Origin of the sequence: Billgrantia endophytica (assembly GCF_002879615.1) — a bacterium.
Taxonomy (GTDB): domain Bacteria; phylum Pseudomonadota; class Gammaproteobacteria; order Pseudomonadales; family Halomonadaceae; genus Halomonas; species Halomonas endophytica.
This window is the reverse complement of record NZ_PNRF01000028.1, coordinates 299784-315028: the sequence shown is the minus strand read 5'-3', so window position 1 is coordinate 315028 and position 15245 is coordinate 299784. Positions and strand designations below refer to the sequence as shown.

At 52.7% G+C, this 15245-nt stretch carries 12 protein-coding genes and 1 pseudogene; 3 read left to right on the top strand and 10 right to left on the bottom strand.

Going from position 1 to position 15245, the window contains the following annotated elements:
* The 4 genes and pseudogenes from C1H69_RS14765 to C1H69_RS23290 all read right to left on the bottom strand — a co-directional run.
* Nucleotides 1-186 (bottom strand): annotated as a pseudogene (locus tag C1H69_RS14765) (IS110 family RNA-guided transposase); the annotation flags it as partial.
* A 167-nt stretch (nt 187-353) separates the two neighbouring features.
* Nucleotides 354-1231, bottom strand: a protein-coding gene (locus tag C1H69_RS14760) for an IS5 family transposase (protein ID WP_102654132.1) whose coding sequence is annotated in 2 segments (ribosomal slippage) — nt 354-889 and nt 889-1231 — 879 coding nt in all. Because the reading frame shifts where the segments join, the coding sequence is not laid out codon by codon here.
* 257 nt (nt 1232-1488) lie between these two features.
* Nucleotides 1489-5250 carry a hypothetical protein gene (locus C1H69_RS14755; protein WP_102654131.1) on the bottom strand — a complete coding sequence of 1254 codons (3762 nt, stop codon included), beginning with the start codon at nt 5248-5250 and terminating at the stop codon, nt 1489-1491.
* A 355-nt stretch (nt 5251-5605) separates the two neighbouring features.
* Nucleotides 5606-6199 (bottom strand): hypothetical protein, encoded by a 594-nt coding sequence (locus tag C1H69_RS23290; RefSeq protein WP_133154980.1) that lies wholly within the window; start codon nt 6197-6199, stop codon nt 5606-5608.
* 914 nt (nt 6200-7113) lie between these two features.
* Here C1H69_RS23290 and C1H69_RS14740 point away from each other — a divergent pair.
* Both C1H69_RS14740 and C1H69_RS14735 read left to right on the top strand, forming a co-directional pair.
* On the top strand, nt 7114-7401 hold the full coding sequence (locus tag C1H69_RS14740) for a hypothetical protein (protein WP_102654128.1): 288 nt from the start codon (nt 7114-7116) through the stop codon (nt 7399-7401).
* 120 nt (nt 7402-7521) lie between these two features.
* The gene (locus C1H69_RS14735) at nt 7522-8181 is read left to right on the top strand and encodes a hypothetical protein (RefSeq protein ID WP_133154979.1); all 660 of its coding nucleotides are present in this window, start codon (nt 7522-7524) and stop codon (nt 8179-8181) included.
* A 260-nt stretch (nt 8182-8441) separates the two neighbouring features.
* On the opposite strand, the gene C1H69_RS14730 is transcribed toward C1H69_RS14735, so the two are convergent.
* The 6 genes from C1H69_RS14730 to C1H69_RS14700 form a co-directional block, all read right to left on the bottom strand.
* Nucleotides 8442-9101: a DUF2971 domain-containing protein gene (locus C1H69_RS14730; protein ID WP_102654126.1), complete on the bottom strand. Its 660-nt coding sequence runs from the start codon at nt 9099-9101 to the stop codon at nt 8442-8444.
* A 332-nt stretch (nt 9102-9433) separates the two neighbouring features.
* Entirely contained in the window at nt 9434-10264 is an 831-nt protein-coding gene (locus tag C1H69_RS14725) for a Shedu anti-phage system protein SduA domain-containing protein (protein ID WP_205738495.1), read from the bottom strand.
* A gap of 78 nt (nt 10265-10342) precedes the next feature.
* Nucleotides 10343-10630, bottom strand: coding sequence for a hypothetical protein (locus tag C1H69_RS14720; protein ID WP_102654125.1), 288 nt, complete (start codon nt 10628-10630; stop codon nt 10343-10345).
* Nucleotides 10623-11252: a nucleotidyltransferase domain-containing protein gene (locus C1H69_RS24620; RefSeq protein ID WP_102654124.1), complete on the bottom strand. Its 630-nt coding sequence runs from the start codon at nt 11250-11252 to the stop codon at nt 10623-10625. Before C1H69_RS24620 ends, C1H69_RS14720 begins: the two co-directional genes overlap by 8 nt.
* Nucleotides 11252-12070: a pentapeptide repeat-containing protein gene (locus C1H69_RS14710; RefSeq protein WP_165789492.1), complete on the bottom strand. Its 819-nt coding sequence runs from the start codon at nt 12068-12070 to the stop codon at nt 11252-11254. Before C1H69_RS14710 ends, C1H69_RS24620 begins: the two co-directional genes overlap by 1 nt.
* Nucleotides 12071-13197: 1127 nt before the next feature.
* A complete protein-coding gene (locus C1H69_RS14700; RefSeq protein WP_102654121.1) occupies nt 13198-14160 on the bottom strand; it encodes an alpha/beta fold hydrolase in 963 nt (320 codons plus the stop codon).
* A 120-nt stretch (nt 14161-14280) separates the two neighbouring features.
* Here C1H69_RS14700 and C1H69_RS14695 point away from each other — a divergent pair, with 120 nt between their 5' ends.
* Nucleotides 14281-15102 carry an AraC family transcriptional regulator gene (locus C1H69_RS14695; RefSeq protein WP_102654120.1) on the top strand — a complete coding sequence of 274 codons (822 nt, stop codon included), beginning with the start codon at nt 14281-14283 and terminating at the stop codon, nt 15100-15102.
* Nucleotides 15103-15245: the final 143 nt, after the last annotated feature.

Genomic DNA, 15245 nt, shown 5'->3' with positions numbered 1-15245 from the left:
AGCTTCCATCAGGATGTGAAGCCGTTCACGCGGTTCGCCGGTCTGGTGCTCAAGCCATTCCAGCAAGCGGGGAAAACCCTGCCTGTGGTTAGTAAATACCCGTGTCTTAACCTTGCCGGTTGATACATCGCGCAGCCAGGCACAATCGAGCTTCTTCTTGCTGACGTCGATACCAATTACTGCCATGATCTCGTCGCCTTCCCTTGTTCGTGCAGCCTCACTCCGGTTCGGGAGGGGCTTGGATACCATTCAAGCTATCGAGATAGAGGGCATCAGGGGGCATAATCTAGGTTCCAGGCTGTGACGCCTCAGGCTTTGTGGATGCTCACCCTGATGCCAGGGCCTGCTGGTAGCTAATCAACAAGCCCGGAGAGACACAAGGTTTTGTACGAAAAGTCGGCACGTAGGCAACAGTCTATGCAAGCGAGGCATACCATGGCATGAAAACTACGGGCCAGCTTGTCATAGCGCGTACCGATTCGGCGTAGTGCCTTGAGCCAGCCAAAGCCGCGTTCGATGACATTGCGCTCCCGATACTTGGGCTTGCCGAACCCCCGGGGTAATCCGGGACGAGGTTTTCGACGCATCTTGCGCTGCGCAATGACCGGCATCATCCGGCGTCGGTCGCAGTAGCGGCGCAATTCATCGCTGTCGTAGCCCTTGTCTGCCACGACATAGCGGCAGCGCTTTCGGGGCCGGCCCACGTTTCCCGGTAGACGAATCGTTTCCATCGTGGGAATGAAATGACGAGAGTCGGCATCCTGACCTGGTGGCAAGGTGAAGGCCAGTGGCCATCCATGCCGGTCGCAGACCAGATGAATCTTGGTGGTCAAGCCGCCCCGGCTGCGGCCCAGCGCATGGTCTACCGGTTCGTCCGATCCCCCTTTTTACCGCCTCCCGAGGCGGCTCGAGTCGCACGAACGGCCGTGGAATCGATCATCCAGGTGTCCAGGTCCATCAGACCATCCTCACGAAGCTTGAGCTGAAGACGTGCCAGCACCGCATCGAAGGTGCCGTCATCGCGCCACTGACGAAAGCGTGCGTACGCGGTGTTCCAAGGGCCATACCGTTCTGGCAAGTCGCGCCATTTGGCCCCCGAGCAAAGGACCCAGAAGATCCCGTTCAATACCTGCCGGTCATCCCGCCTTGGCCGGCCCATCTCCTGGAGCGGAGAGACGATGTCCTTGATCAGCGACCAGCTGTGCTCGGAGAGTTCGTAGCGTCCTGTCATACCTCACCTATGCTGCTGCAGCATAGGTAAAATTAGCAGAATCGACTTTTCGTACAAAACCTAATCAAGGCTTGGCTTGCGGATGATGTCAACGACAGACGCCGGACCGGGTGAAGCCGTGACCAAGGCAGTGATGCTGCCAAGTGGATTGAGGAAATTATAGGAAGAGCCGCTGCAAGAAGCAGCGGTGGCGGTGGCAGCTATCGGCCAAGAGCGGACATTAAGGGCACGCTCAGACAATATTCACTATGGTGACTTTAGAGGCTGATATGCCGGACAGCCCCGTCCTCGTTGATCAAGCGTTCGCCCCTAGCCGCCTCCACCGAACGGACAAACCAAAACCAGCAATCCTCACGGGCGTGAGGTGCAGCATCAATAATACAGAGAACCTCCTCCCGCGAATAAGCTCTCAGCATATCCGCGACGTAACGCAGATGGTGCAATTTAAGCGTCCCCTCGAGGACGCGTGCAATAAGCTCCTCATGCACTGCGCGATGCATGGGGTTCGCCGTAGCGGCCAATCGATAGAGCAAGCTATCTTGATCGATGTCGTTCGATCCAATGCAGCGTTGGAGTGCCTCGACAGGAAATAGGTCGAAGCCATCGGCGAATACTTGTGGAACGAGCGCGGCGAGGGCAGGCACCGCAAGCATGCGATCCAGCAGCGGCGCGCTGTAGGCAGTTGTACCTCTCAACGCATTCAATACAGCTGCCGCACGCTCGTCGTCAAGATGATGCACAACATAGTCGATGGCTAATTCTGGCGAAAGGGCCAACAGCTCTGGAGTGAAGTGATCCTCCCATTGGCTCCTCGCACTATGAAGCGCGATCCAATCAGGAAAAGCACGTTCGGTGCCATCGGCCGTCTTTACACCGAGCACGATACCAGATCTTTTTTGCCAGTCCTCGTAGAGTAAAAGGGCTTGGCGGAGGTGGTACGAAGGAAGAGCATTGGGCTGCTCTGCGATGAATCTTACAATGTGAGGAATCCCCTTAGGGTAGACCCGCGCAATAGCGTTGAGTACATCCTGCATCGCCTTCGGCTGCATGGGGCTGCCCAGCCGCCGCCAGACTTCGTCGATGAGCGTGTCAGGTGCGTTCGAAAGCCAGTGCATGTGGGCAAGTGCGGGAATATGGTGGATACCCGCAAAAGACGGAGGCAATTGTCCGATCATTTCCGGCAGTAGGGCCTCGCCATGACGTGCGATTAATACCCGCCAGCCAGCCTCGTCATGACCTGCGGCGATCCAGGCCCGTGCAGTTTCGTCATCAATCTCAAGCGAGAGCTCCTTGGCAAGCTTATGATGATGGGGGGCGCCGGTTGCTAAAGCTACCCGCTGATAGCGGGCTACCCAGGGTGAGCCGCGTTCGACTACAGCAAAGCCGAGCAGCTCCTGCGCACGAGACCTCATGGAAGGGAACTGGGAAAGCAGTAGACCGAACACTTCGTCATCACCGCAGCCAACGAGCACTCGGTTGAGCTCGACGCAGGTGCCGAAATTCTGCTCTGCGACGGATTCAACCAAGCGTTCGTATTCGACGGCGATGAATCGAGCTAGGGTTCTGTTGCCGCGTCTTGCTGCGGCGGCCCGAAGCATCCAAGCGCGCGAAGCGATAACAGTGTCGAGATGCGGTCGAACCCATTGCGGCACATCGCCACAACAGCCAAGCGCGGTTGCAGACGCCTCTACCCAACTTATCCGACCATCTGCCGCAACTTGCTCTAGCCAGGGGCGCCATTCTGGCCCTCCATCTTCGGCGATTGCATCGAGGACGAGGCCGCTATTCGGTGACCCTATCCAATCGGCAAGTGTAGCCCGTTGAGCGAACAGGGCATTTGGGTGGAGAGCCTGCTTCCACTCAGATGGGTACATGCTGGACCGGCCTAGTTCGGCGAGCACCTCCAGAGCGGGGCGAAGGAGTTCCGTGCGCCCCCCCTCCAGCGCTGCAAGAGCAGCACGATTCCGCACAGCTAAACGAGGATCTGCCAGCGCGTGGGAGAACGCTTCTGAAAGGGCCGGCATGGGGCGCTCCGCACTACGGCTTGCATCGAGAACGGCGGCCAGCACAATATCATCCCTGACCGTTGCATTGACGTCGCTCTCTGTAGCGCATCCACCCGCTTGGATGGCTAGGGCATAGCTCTCACGTGTCCTGAGCGAACCTACTGCGCGCTCGGCGACTGCGTTTCCCAGTAAGCCGCGTCCTGCGAGCCAGCTCCAGTAAAGATCATGGACGGGTACTGCCTGACCGCCGCGTTCGAGAATCGTGCCGAGGCTCCTGAGCAGCCTGACTGGGTCGGTAAGGTCCGCCTTCGCCGCTCGAGTTTGGAGTTCATGCACGAGACGACCATAAGACCGCCCTTCCGACAGAGATAGTTCCGCCACGGCTTCAGCGAGCACTTCTGTGAAGCGCTCGGGTAGTCCGCGCATAAGGTGCTCGTGAAACTGACGCAAAAGGTCGCCGGTCGTCGCAGACCGCGCGTCCGAGAGAACGTGGATGGCCAGAAGCAGTGGCAGTCGCAGGAGGTCAATCACCGAACTAGGCGGTAGCGTTTCGCCTGGCGTTGCGGCCGCGACTGCACGAGCCACTCGGTCGGGCGGAAGCAGGTTGAGAGTCCAGTGCTTAAGAGCACCGTCGTCGATGTCAGCGAGCTTGGCCGTCGCAACCAAGCGTGCGCTTCGCAGAGCGCGCAGCGCACGTCTCTTCTCACCGGCCTGTGCAGCGCCCGCAAACTCGGACCAGCTATCGATGAAAACGCAGATTCTTGGGTCTTGAAACAGGGTAGATAATTCGATCCCCGGCGCCGCCCCCGTGATCATATCTTCTAGGTCGTTCCAGCATGTCGCCTGCCCTGCCGGGAGATACAGCGGAATGATCGTACCGGCTGTGAGCAACTCGTTTGCTGCGCGCCAGAGGGCATGCGTCTTGCCAGATCCGGGCTGACCGACGATGAGGTGTTTTTTTTCCGAGAGCTCAACGAGATCCGGTAACGACGCGCTCGCGGGAGCACTGTCAGATATGATCTCGGTAAGAAGAGGTTCCACTGAGAAAGCCCCAAGAAGGGCGTCCCGGGCTGCAGCCCGGGCTGCCGGGAATAGCAGGCCGACCGACGGCGGCGTACCAGTCTCAATTAAAGACTCCGCCAAGTCGCGTAACTCGTCAATGGACAGAGTGGTACTAGGCAGCGCGGCGCGTTCACCCAGCCAGTCTACGGCGACGCTTGACGGAACAGCGATTGACGTTGCGCGCTCTAGACAAGCCTGAAGTTGAGTTCCACTTAAGCAACGCGGAGCCGGCCCAAGCGCACACGCAACGGCATCGCGGAACACGGCATCGTAGGCGCGACGAGCCATGTCTGCGGTCGACTGGAGCTCTTTCCGGAGATCCATGATAGTTCGCCGGTTGCTCTCCTCAAGAGAGCGCCAATCCTGTGCGCCGCATGCAAAGACCAGCGGACTCAGAAGCTCAGCCCTTAGCTGCTCGGGAAGGCTATTGGTGACAAAAGTCCGAAGCTCCTCAGAAAGCGTACGCTGAAGAAGAGCTGCGCGGAGTTCTTCAACGTCTCTTCCGGAAGCAGCCGCTTCCCAGGCGGTCAGGCCAGCCACTCCGGAAGGCAACGCATCCTTCCACTCCTGTCCGATGCGAGATGTTGTCAGAAATACGAACCTTACTTCCCGGCCCAGGTTGCAGGCACGGAGCCTGTGCAGAGACTCAATTGCGTTCAGCACATCTGGCGAGTTCAGCGTTACAGCCCCGGACTCGCGCGTGTCCTTTACCTGCGTGGCCTTCAACACGTCATCGACCGCGCCCTGCTCGCGGAGAAGCTCGGTGTAGTCCTCGGCGACCTCCAGGTAGAGTTCATCGTCTGCCCTTAGCGCCAGCCACGCGGCGGCAGAGGCGTGGAGTTGGTAGACATAGCCACGAAGCGACGCAGTTGCCTGCCGGCTCACGTCTTCTGGCGGAACGTTCCAAATCCTAGAGGGGTCTCCGAAGACAGAAACGGATGTGGTCGACATTAGTTTGACTCTGGCAAAAGCAGCTGCATAGCCGAACGCTGCGCAGTATCGAATGGCTAAATACTATACCATGTATCCGCTCACGACTACGTTTCGCAATTATCAGGCGATATCCGCCACTTGTGTGATGCGCGAGTAGACTATCTGGGTCTCTTCGATCTGGCGATACCTGAGGATTGAGGTCGATGACACCTGGAGATAGCGGAGCAGACCGAGATTTAACATACATATCGGCGGTCGAAACCAGGCTGTCGCTAAGCGGCCAGAAGCGGTCAAATAGAAAATTCTAATGTAATGCACGCAACTTGAGAAAAATTACAGCGCAGCGGAAATTTTGTCCCAGTTCCTTCGCATGTTAAGAAAAATAAGCTAGGCCTGCGCCGTACACGGCAATCACTACGCCAAAAACCTGTTGCTTAATACTGCCAAGCGCAGTGGCATCTATTTTTCCCTCCACTTCGCAGATAGCAGCCTCACTTTTACTAGCTCTTGCCGACAACTCATCCTTAACTTCAGAAACAAGCTTTTTGAGAGCTTGCTCCCTGAGCCCCATATCTCGATACACCTCGTCCATCTGTCGTTCTAGCTCCGAAACTCGACTAGAAAGAGAGGTTACTTGGCGTTTGACTCGAACATGGCCAGATGTAGTAGCCCTTGCCGCCGCGATCCCCAAACCCTTAATTGTCTTAGGCTTTCTCCACAATGGACATGAGCGGAACCACTGAGCAATCAGTCGTGGGATGCTTTCACCACGCAACATACCAAGCGTACTATCTATTGAGTGAAGAACTAGCATGCCACCGATCACCTGAAGACTAATCGAAAAGATTTTATTAATATTTTCTGATTGTTGAGAAAAAGCCGCCAACGCCACTAGGTGAGCACCGATGACTACTAATGTTGCCCAAAACGGCCAAGCGCGTACGCACCACTGGTAAAATCGAAGCATGACGGTTCCTCGGTATTCTTAACAGCGAATAGACAGCACACCCCTGATACCAGATGAATGCACCAGCCTGTTCATCAATGTTATACTACATTCTGTTGTCCCTAAGCTGCTGTAATATAATAATATTATGTTCAGATCGGCAGTATGGTACCGACTGTCGCGACAACGCTGTCTATCAGCATAAACTAACATTACTCATCCAGCCAGAAGCGGCCGTTGATACTTCTCTGTTATATAGCAGTCAAACTGACCTGCTCTGAACAAAATAAAGAGTCGGTACGAATAACTTGTTAGATTGCATAATGTGACTCTCTGAAGTATCGGTTATGCAGCCACCATGTAACCAAGGTGTCCATGAGGATGCCTATGCTGAATAGAATTGCAATTCCCTCCAAGCTAGGATCAAGCCAACCTACGACAAACAGTGCATATGCAGTGCCATAGACGGTCACGTTAGTGATGAGAGATTGGAGTGCAAGGTATCCCGTTTTCTCCCGCCCGTAGAGTAGGCTGTTCATCGTCGTATTGATCATGAAAAACAAATAGAAGGGCAACGACAGAAGTGCAAGTGCAAAGTGCGCTCCCGGATCGGTATTGAAGACTTACTCGAAGAACCAACCAAAGCCAAGAGATAAAAACAGCTTTAGCGTTTACTAGCCGGGCTAGCATGTTTTGTCGTCAGTTGCTAAACCAGCTCTATGAGTGTAGCCTGGAGTTCTGCATCCGGCAATTCCCGACATCGGGTGCAGAAGTGCTGGTTACCAACAATCTTTTTATCTTCATCAAGTACACTAACTTTTTTGGAGGCACTACCCGTGGAAGAGAGAAAGCTGAAAGAGTGAGAAAAGGGCATCGAAATACTATTTGAACGCGCACCTCAACTAAAGAAAATCATTAGTAATCCAGTTTACTATATGAATGCGCCTTGGGGTGGAGAGTTAAATCGCTATTTTCTCAAAAGCATCGGAGGTTCAACCGGCGAGGACTTCTATCGCGTAGTTTTTAAGCAAGGCTCGCCAAAAAGCCTGATGACTATTGGCTCGGGCGAGCTGTCCGGCCTGAACACAACCAGCGTCGTTGAGAAGGGCCAAATCGTAGCCGCAGCGGGACTTGAGCGCATTGATGTTCCGGTTGCGTCTAATTTTCTGCCCATGCTGTTGACGATGGGAATGTACGGCGCAATTCAGAATCGCCTTGAATAGATTTCCAACGTATGTGCAGACATTAGAAATCGCCAGATCGTTGGCGATCACGCGAAGCTTGAGCGAATATCCGAGGTGATCCTGGACTGCTTTGAGAGCATCCCTGAAATGGATCAAGACATGATTCGTTTGAATCTGTCCCGAATGGTGAATAACACTGATGAGTGCCTTGAGCTTTTGATCATCATGCGGGAGGAGCTGGCTAGAGAGAGCCAAACCAAACCCGTGCCGCACAGTACTTTCAATGGCGTGTATGTTGAAGTTCAGGGTCCGAACTGGGGTAAATCTAGCTATGACCCGATTGAGTTCTTGCGCCAGATAATGAGGCACAACGTCTTTGCCGCTTATGAGCGGTTTGTTGCCGGAAAAATTTGCCAAATAGTTCTGAGCGGAAATTACTCACCAAGCAATATCGAGCGCAGCAAGCAGTCGGTCATCCGAGTGAAAGACACAATCTACAGAGTCTTTGAAGGCAGAATTAAGGCGCACAAGGAAGGGGTTAAGGAATACGAAAGGCTCATCCTCCAACACCAAAACGGCTACGGCATGGGCAACTGGACTATTGAGGATTTGGAGAAAGTGCATTCTCGGCAGATCGAGACAATTGCCGACATCGAGGTGCAACTCAATGGCCTGCTTGATGCCAAGCTGGAAAGCTTTGACTTCCTATCACAGCTTGCCAATAAAGATGAGATCGAAGTTTACATAATAAATGGTGAAATCGTCATTAATGAAAAGGAAGCACCGGCGCTACTGAACCAACAGAAACTTTCTTCCTAGGGAATCAGTCCGGATGCTGCGGAAGATTATTAAATTTCTGTTTTATATCATGTGGCAAGCATGGGCACGGAGACACTTCGACTCTAGCGACATATATCGCTAGCTAGGAATGAGCTGTTGGTAGCTGAGTAACTGCTCAGGGTCAAGCAGTCACATTCGGCCAGAAGAAGACGACCAGAGAGTCCCCGTATAACGCCAACAGCACGCGTGAGAAAATTTAGCACCTCCCCAATCATCCCGATCGCCTAGCGCAAAGCAACTTAATTAATCTGCTTGTTAAGCTCAACTGCTATTTCTCGCTCATTGAGCTTAGTGGAATATATAGGGAAGGATTTACCTATAACACGCAACAACATTTCCCGCATATTTTCAGATGTTCTGAGGCCCAAGTGGATTCCAGAAATCCTTCCGGAAATGCAGAAAAAACCCTCATCCGATATTATCCGATATTCTTTTTCATACTCCCAATGCTTGCTTTTTATCTTCAGTATCTCGTATGATTCAGGTGCAGTCAAAAGAGAGCAAGAAAACTCTCTTAGCTGATCAACATAATCAACCTTATACAAAAATTTCGCATCCACTTCCAATTCTATTTCAATTGCTATTCCGGTATGACCACCCGCGTAATGGGACCACATACGCACGTCAGACTTTTCTGCAGAAAGACTGCACACTCGTGTTCCACCAGGAATAGGAAGCTCAGATATTGATTGTGGCTTCTTAACGGTACGGTGGCCTCCGAGTGGTGCAAAATTCAGAGGCCCACTATTAAGTAAGCCGCCAACATGCATAACTGATAGAAAAACCCCCTCAAAGGGATCATTGAGTTTTTTATATGATGCACAATGCAATCGCTCATTCAACAGTATGTCGAGCGTGTATTCAATGTTAGCAAGAGAACGAAATTTATAGAGTTTCATAGGCACTTAACATAGATAGATTCGCCAAGAGTATTCTCAGCAAGGTCGGCACTGGGTCGGCAATTTCATCAACCACCACAACAGCATAGCCAAAAGTTCTCGATCCGGCCAAGAGCGGCCTTTTAGCAAGGCCTGAATAAAGCGTAGCTTTGCGGCAACTTTTGGAGCAGCGGACCATTAGAAAGATTTCCATCAACACCAATAGGTTAGAACCTTTTATCGAGTATTCGCTTGGCGCGCGCAAGAACATGATCGAACGTCATAATAGTCAGGTTGTGATAACTTGAATTCAAAATCCTAAACGCCTCTTGTTGATCTTCATCCCAGCAGTTTTATCTGCCATAAATCAATGTACATCGTGGCTTTATCGTCTTAATACCGCCCACGCGCTCAAAGAATTTAATGCTATCGGCCTCTCTTTCGACCTCATGTATGTATTTTGCTGCTTGAGTGATAGCCTTTATAAGGTCAGAATGCGGAATATAATTACCATGGTCGAGCGAGCTATGCCAAAATTGAAGCCCTCCCTTTGGTCGTTTTATCTCTACTATGTCGAGAAAGCCATCATAACTCTGCATCAAAAAATCTGAGATATTTCTTGTGTCAATATTTCTCTCATCTAACACTTTCACGAAGTTACTTCCCAACACCCAGCTGTTGTTTTCGAACCATTCCTGCCACTTATTTTCGGTATGGTCAGACTCAAGAAGAGCGTTAAATTCGCCTATCGCTCTCAAACGGCGAGCATGGGATAGACCGACCTCCAGCTCTTCCGGCACCACATTGTTCTCAAGTAAGAAATTGAGCATTTCAGACTTTTCACTTTCACCCAAGAGCTGCTTAAGTTGCTGAGCAATAGATATGTCGTATGGATTGTCCAAGGGTATAAATGCTTTAGCGCCATGCTTAAAAGGCTCATAATTTTCCTGAATGAAAACCACAAGACTTTGAAACTCTTCACCGTCAAGCGTTAATTCGCTTTTTGGCTCTAAGCTCTCCACAGCTTCTAGATCAAATATTCCTTCTGGCTTTTTATACCGACCAACTTTGAGGTGGACCTCGTCTGGACGAGAGTGGTGAGGTACTTTCCAAAATGCAGCACGAGTAATAACAGTTTTTTTGTCTCTTAAAACGGTAAGCTTGTGATCTCTCACTTTTGACATAAAAACCTCCTAAACTGCTAGTGCCCGGTTTGCTGCGTATCGGAACGTAGCGTAGGTGCGTCTGACAACAGCCATTTTTTAAACGGAGTTCTCTAATTCAGCAATCGCCTCAATTATTTTTTCTTTTCTTATCTCATATTCACAACTTACAGGCTCTTGGCTACTAGTAGCCATAAAAAAGAGCTCTGATGAAATATTCTTTACCAACTTGACCACTTCCGAAGAAGGGCCAAGTTGATTGGTTACAGCCCAACGATCAATAGCGTTTGAAGACAGCCCGAACAACTTCTCATGAAGCCCGAGCCTTGAGTTGACTATACCCAGAACCTGTCGTTGAGTCGCCATGCGACTTACGAACTCATCCATAAAGCTCCACCTCATAACATACTTCATCTATCCAAGAGCGGCATTGCTCCAGCTCAGGTATTACAACCGACAGATCAATATCATCGATGTTCTCTCCGGTTCCCCGCGTAGACAGCATGCGGGCCTGCATCAGCAAATAGTAAACCTCATCCGCAATATCCAAACTTCTTGACCCAAGTCTCCTTGCAGAATCCCTTCCGAAGGTTGGACTGCTCGTCCTCGCAAGCGAATAACATGTAGCGATATTCCGCAGAGCTAGAAAAATTGTTGAAAGCTCAAACACTAGGCTGGGTGATCCCGCCCTGATAGATTGGAATGATGACTTAAAGATATCTCGAAATCTTGCGCAGTCATCTAGTCCTCCAGAGTATCTGGCCGGTGCCCCCAGGCTCTTAAGAAAATCACTTCCATCGGCACTGTAAATCAGGCGACTTTCGAGAGACAGGTGCCAAGCGAAAGCATTGCCGGATTCCCAAAGCTCCTGAATTCGAGTGTACGAATAGATCGAAAATTTATCTGGATTGAGTCGAGAATCACGCCCTCGCACAACCGCGAGAAGGTCGACATCTGAGTCAACAGAAATGTCACCGCGACAAATGGAGCCAAAAGCGTATATATGCATTATCGTCGACTGAAACGTTTAACTAGAATTGAGACCAAACAAGCGAGCATTACATACCTTATGGCTGCGATACCCGCTAAAACCAAACCTGAAAACCCGTCTGGCTGTACAATACCAAGGAATACTTGTGGAGCATGTTTTGCTGCCTCAAGATAACCATATAGAAGCTTCATGTCCTTAAGAAAATAAACCTCACCCATTGCGATGGCGAAAAGCACTAAAAGTAATGTTCGAAGTAGCTTGACAGAGCTTTCGCCGTTCCCCCAGAGAAAATCAAGCAGTACAAACTCGAACCACTCAAAGAATGCTTCGGCTCGCTTTACACTTGGATACTTCTTACGGTAGTAGGACTCGCGAGATCGCCATGCCTTGTACAAATGAATGCGGCTTGCCTCTAACTCAATTTTAATTGCCTTGTTTGCCGAAACTGTGTCCCCAACTTGATGAAAATTAACCCGAAGCGTTCTAGCAAATTTCTGCTGAAGGTTCTCTCGTCCGGGGCACCCCGTATCGAGAATTTCTGGCTCAACCTGCGTTTGGGAGAATTCTGCGTAATCAAATTCGCAGCCTTCGAATTTACTACCCCGAAGATTTGAGTGCGTAAATTTGCATCCGACAAATTTGCACGAATCGAAAACACAATTATGCAAGTAAGCTGATTCAAACTGAGAGTAACTAAAGTCACAGTCAGTGAAGCGTTTCTTTTTGGCAACCAAGCGCTCAAACTGCTTGTTTCGCAGATTTACCCCTTTTAGGTCATGAGCGACACCTTGGTCAGAGAATGTTTCTCTGCCAGTCGGACGGAAGTGGTTATTCATGTTTTGAAGGTAATCCTTCATACCGTATAATGACAGTGGTAATAGGCGCTTACGGAGCGCAGCGTAGTTGGCATCCCGTTGTCCACCTTGTTAAGTCCCTCGTGCCAAGAGGCGCGTGATATGATCAAATGCAGCCAACTTAGCTTGATCCTCCGTTTTGTAGTTCCTTCTGCTGTGCTGAACAAGCGAATTATCTTCCGAACTGACTGTAGTTGCCCAACCTGTACCACGGCGATAAACGGTAACTCGGAATCCATCGGTTTTTATCCACGGGTTACCTTTTGCTGATTTCCTCCATTTTCTCGAAAGCCACCGCTTCCTTTTACCTGCACGGCTTTTCATGGACGATTCCCTTGTCCTAGCCGCAGCAACGTCACCCTCCATGTGACCGGCACAGATGCAACCAACTTCTAAAACTTCTGGGTAGTTGGGATGCTCCATATGGTGGACGTACCGAATCGTCTGACATTCGCACATCCCACACTCTACCTGTGGTTCGCCGAGATCCTCGATATCGACGCACTGCCAACCTTTATGGGGCACACCAGCCTTCGACCACTTTCCCCGGCCAGATGCTACAAGTTGCTCTTCTCGATTCTGGGCTGGCATGGAGGGGTCCTCTTTGAGCGGCTTAACAAGGATTAACGCGCATGCTGAATTTGTCGGCATGTCCGCTATGGGTCGATATCTGCCGGTCGCAAGCCCCTTCCACCAGATGTCCTACTGGCAGGAACCCCGTCCGGTATAGATTTTCCAATCGGCGAGCACGCTACCGCCTAGCAGTACCACGTGGCGCCGCCTGCTTGGCGATGGGCTGCTAGAGTCGCCCGGTGGCGACGCCTACATCCGAATGGATACATCCAGTAACACTCAGCCTACTAAAGATTGCTCAGTTTTGCCCACTCGAATCTTGAGTTTTCTCATGTTTCACGGCTCCTCATCCTTGAACCGGTCAGCGCCCTTCACAAACCTAATGCCAGACATACTGCTTGCCGGCAGCCTCATCGCCTCCTGCCGCGCGCCATGGAGCGTTGCATCTCGATAGAGAACAGCGATCTGAGCAGCACGAGGAAACGGCAAAAGCCGACCGTGGGGCAGCCCACGGTCGGCGCGATGAATCAGTCCATTCAATCTTTGAGGAAGTCCAGCAGGTCCTGATTAAAGCGTTCTTTGTGTGTATCGGTCAGGCCATGCGGGGCGCCGGGATAGACGATCAGCTTCGCCCCTTCAATCTGCGCGGCGGACGCCTTTCCAGAGATATCGAGCGGCACGATCTGGTCGTCGTCGCCGTGGATTACCAACGTGGGCACGTCGATTTTTTTCAGGTCCTCTCGGAAATCGGTGGCCGAGAACGCCGCGATGGAGTCGTAGGTGTTCTTGTGGCCAGCCTGCATGCCTTGTGCCCACCAGCTGTCAATCAGCCCTTGCGAGACCTTGGCATCCGGACGGTTGAAGCCGTAGAACGGACCGGATGCGAGGTCGAGGTACAGCTGCGAGCGGTTCTCCAGCGAAGCCTTGCGGATACCGTCGAAGACTTCGATCGGCAGACCGTCCGGATTGTCGGCAGTCTGCAACATCATCGGCGGCACGGCACTGACCAGTACGGCCTTCTTGACCCTCTCGGTACCGTGGCGACCGATGTAGCGTGCCACTTCGCCGCCGCCTGTGGAGAATCCGACTGCAGTGATCTCCTCCAGGTCGAGGGCATTGATCACAGCGGCCAGGTCATCGGCGTAGTGGTCCATGTCGTTGCCATCCCAGGGCTGGCTGGAGCGGCCATGCCCGCGGCGGTCGTGGGCGATCACCCTGTAGCCCTTGTCGGCCAGGAATAGCATCTGTGATTCCCAGCTGTCCGCGCTAAGCGGCCAGCCGTGACTGAAGGTGACGACTGGGCCGTCTTTCGGGCCCCAGTCTTTGTAGTATAGGCGCACGCCGTCGGCAGTAACGATGGTGTTGCCTTCTACGGTGGCGCCGGCTGCGATTTGCGCGGGCGTGACTGGTTGCGCGGCATGGGCGGCATGGGCGGCAACGCCGGCCTGCAGGGTGATCGCGAGCATGCTGGCAGTGAGGGTGCGGATAGTGGTGTTCATGGCGGTAGTTCCTCTTACGTCGGGTGGCCGGGTGGGTATTGCCCGGTGAGATGTAGTTTGCGCGCACGCTAGATACTATTGGTGATGTAAAGTCCTAAAAACTTGATCTGGAGTACGGATATGGCCGACCGGCTCGCGGCACTGATGGTGCATTTCCCAGTGAACGCGCAGGTGTTCAATGCTGGTGCGCTGTGCGGTTTCAACACACTGGAAAGTGATGGCACGAACGGACAGTTGCACTTGGTGCGCACAGGTGCCGTCGAGGTGCAGTACGACAGAACGTTGTTGCGCGTCGAACGACCGAGCCTGCTGCTGTTTCCACGGCCGCTGACGCGTCGCTTCATCACCGACCCTGAACGTGGTGCCGACATGGTCTGCGCGAACCTGTCGTTCGAGGGCGGTGCAGGCAATCCGATCGCATCGGCGCTACCTGACGTTGTCTGCTTGCCGCTGGCAGATATTGTCGGCGCCGAGCCGGTGCTGTCGCTCCTGTTCGAGGAGGCTTTCGAGCAGCGATGCGGACGCATCGCACTGATTGAGCGCCTGTTCGAGGTGGTGATGATCCAGGTGTTGCGCCAATTGATGGAAAGCGGTGAAGTGCAGGGAGGGCTGTTGTCCGGGTTATCACATCCGCGTCTACGCAACGCACTGGTGGCTATGCACGAGATGCCAGCGCAGGAGTGGACACTAGACGAACTAGCGAATGTTGCCGGCATGTCGCGCAGCGTATTCGCCACGACGTTCCGCGAGACGGTAGGTGTTACCCCAGGGCAGTATTTACAAGGTTGGCGCGTGCGGCTGGCACAGAAGGCCTTGCGGCGCGGACGACCTCTGAAAGCGATCGCAACCGAAGTGGGCTACGGCAGTGAAGCCGCGCTCTCTCGTGCGTTCAAGGCGCAATCCGGGCAATCGCCGCGGCAGTGGAAAGCCAGTCACCCATAGCGGCCAGAATCTAAGCAGCTGGTGGCTGCTGGTCGTACCGAGCTGTGCCGCATGCTGCATCTTCTCTAAACTTGGAGACCTCCGGTATTACGAGGCGCTGCCGCTTATGGCGGCAGCGCCTTGTGCAACGAGCAGGTTATCGC

Coding starts and splice junctions, on each gene's coding strand:
- C1H69_RS14710 (WP_165789492.1), bottom strand. CDS start 12,070: ATGAATAACCACTTCCGTCCGACTGGCAGAGAAACATTCTCTGACCAA.
- C1H69_RS14725 (WP_205738495.1), bottom strand. CDS start 10,264: ATGTCAAAAGTGAGAGATCACAAGCTTACCGTTTTAAGAGACAAAAAA.
- C1H69_RS14735 (WP_133154979.1), top strand. CDS start 7,522: ATGATTCGTTTGAATCTGTCCCGAATGGTGAATAACACTGATGAGTGC.
- C1H69_RS24620 (WP_102654124.1), bottom strand. CDS start 11,252: ATGCATATATACGCTTTTGGCTCCATTTGTCGCGGTGACATTTCTGTT.
- C1H69_RS14740 (WP_102654128.1), top strand. CDS start 7,114: ATGAATGCGCCTTGGGGTGGAGAGTTAAATCGCTATTTTCTCAAAAGC.
- C1H69_RS23290 (WP_133154980.1), bottom strand. CDS start 6,199: ATGCTTCGATTTTACCAGTGGTGCGTACGCGCTTGGCCGTTTTGGGCA.
- C1H69_RS14695 (WP_102654120.1), top strand. CDS start 14,281: ATGGCCGACCGGCTCGCGGCACTGATGGTGCATTTCCCAGTGAACGCG.
- C1H69_RS14700 (WP_102654121.1), bottom strand. CDS start 14,160: ATGAACACCACTATCCGCACCCTCACTGCCAGCATGCTCGCGATCACC.
- C1H69_RS14730 (WP_102654126.1), bottom strand. CDS start 9,101: ATGAAACTCTATAAATTTCGTTCTCTTGCTAACATTGAATACACGCTC.
- C1H69_RS14755 (WP_102654131.1), bottom strand. CDS start 5,250: ATGTCGACCACATCCGTTTCTGTCTTCGGAGACCCCTCTAGGATTTGG.
- C1H69_RS14720 (WP_102654125.1), bottom strand. CDS start 10,630: ATGGATGAGTTCGTAAGTCGCATGGCGACTCAACGACAGGTTCTGGGT.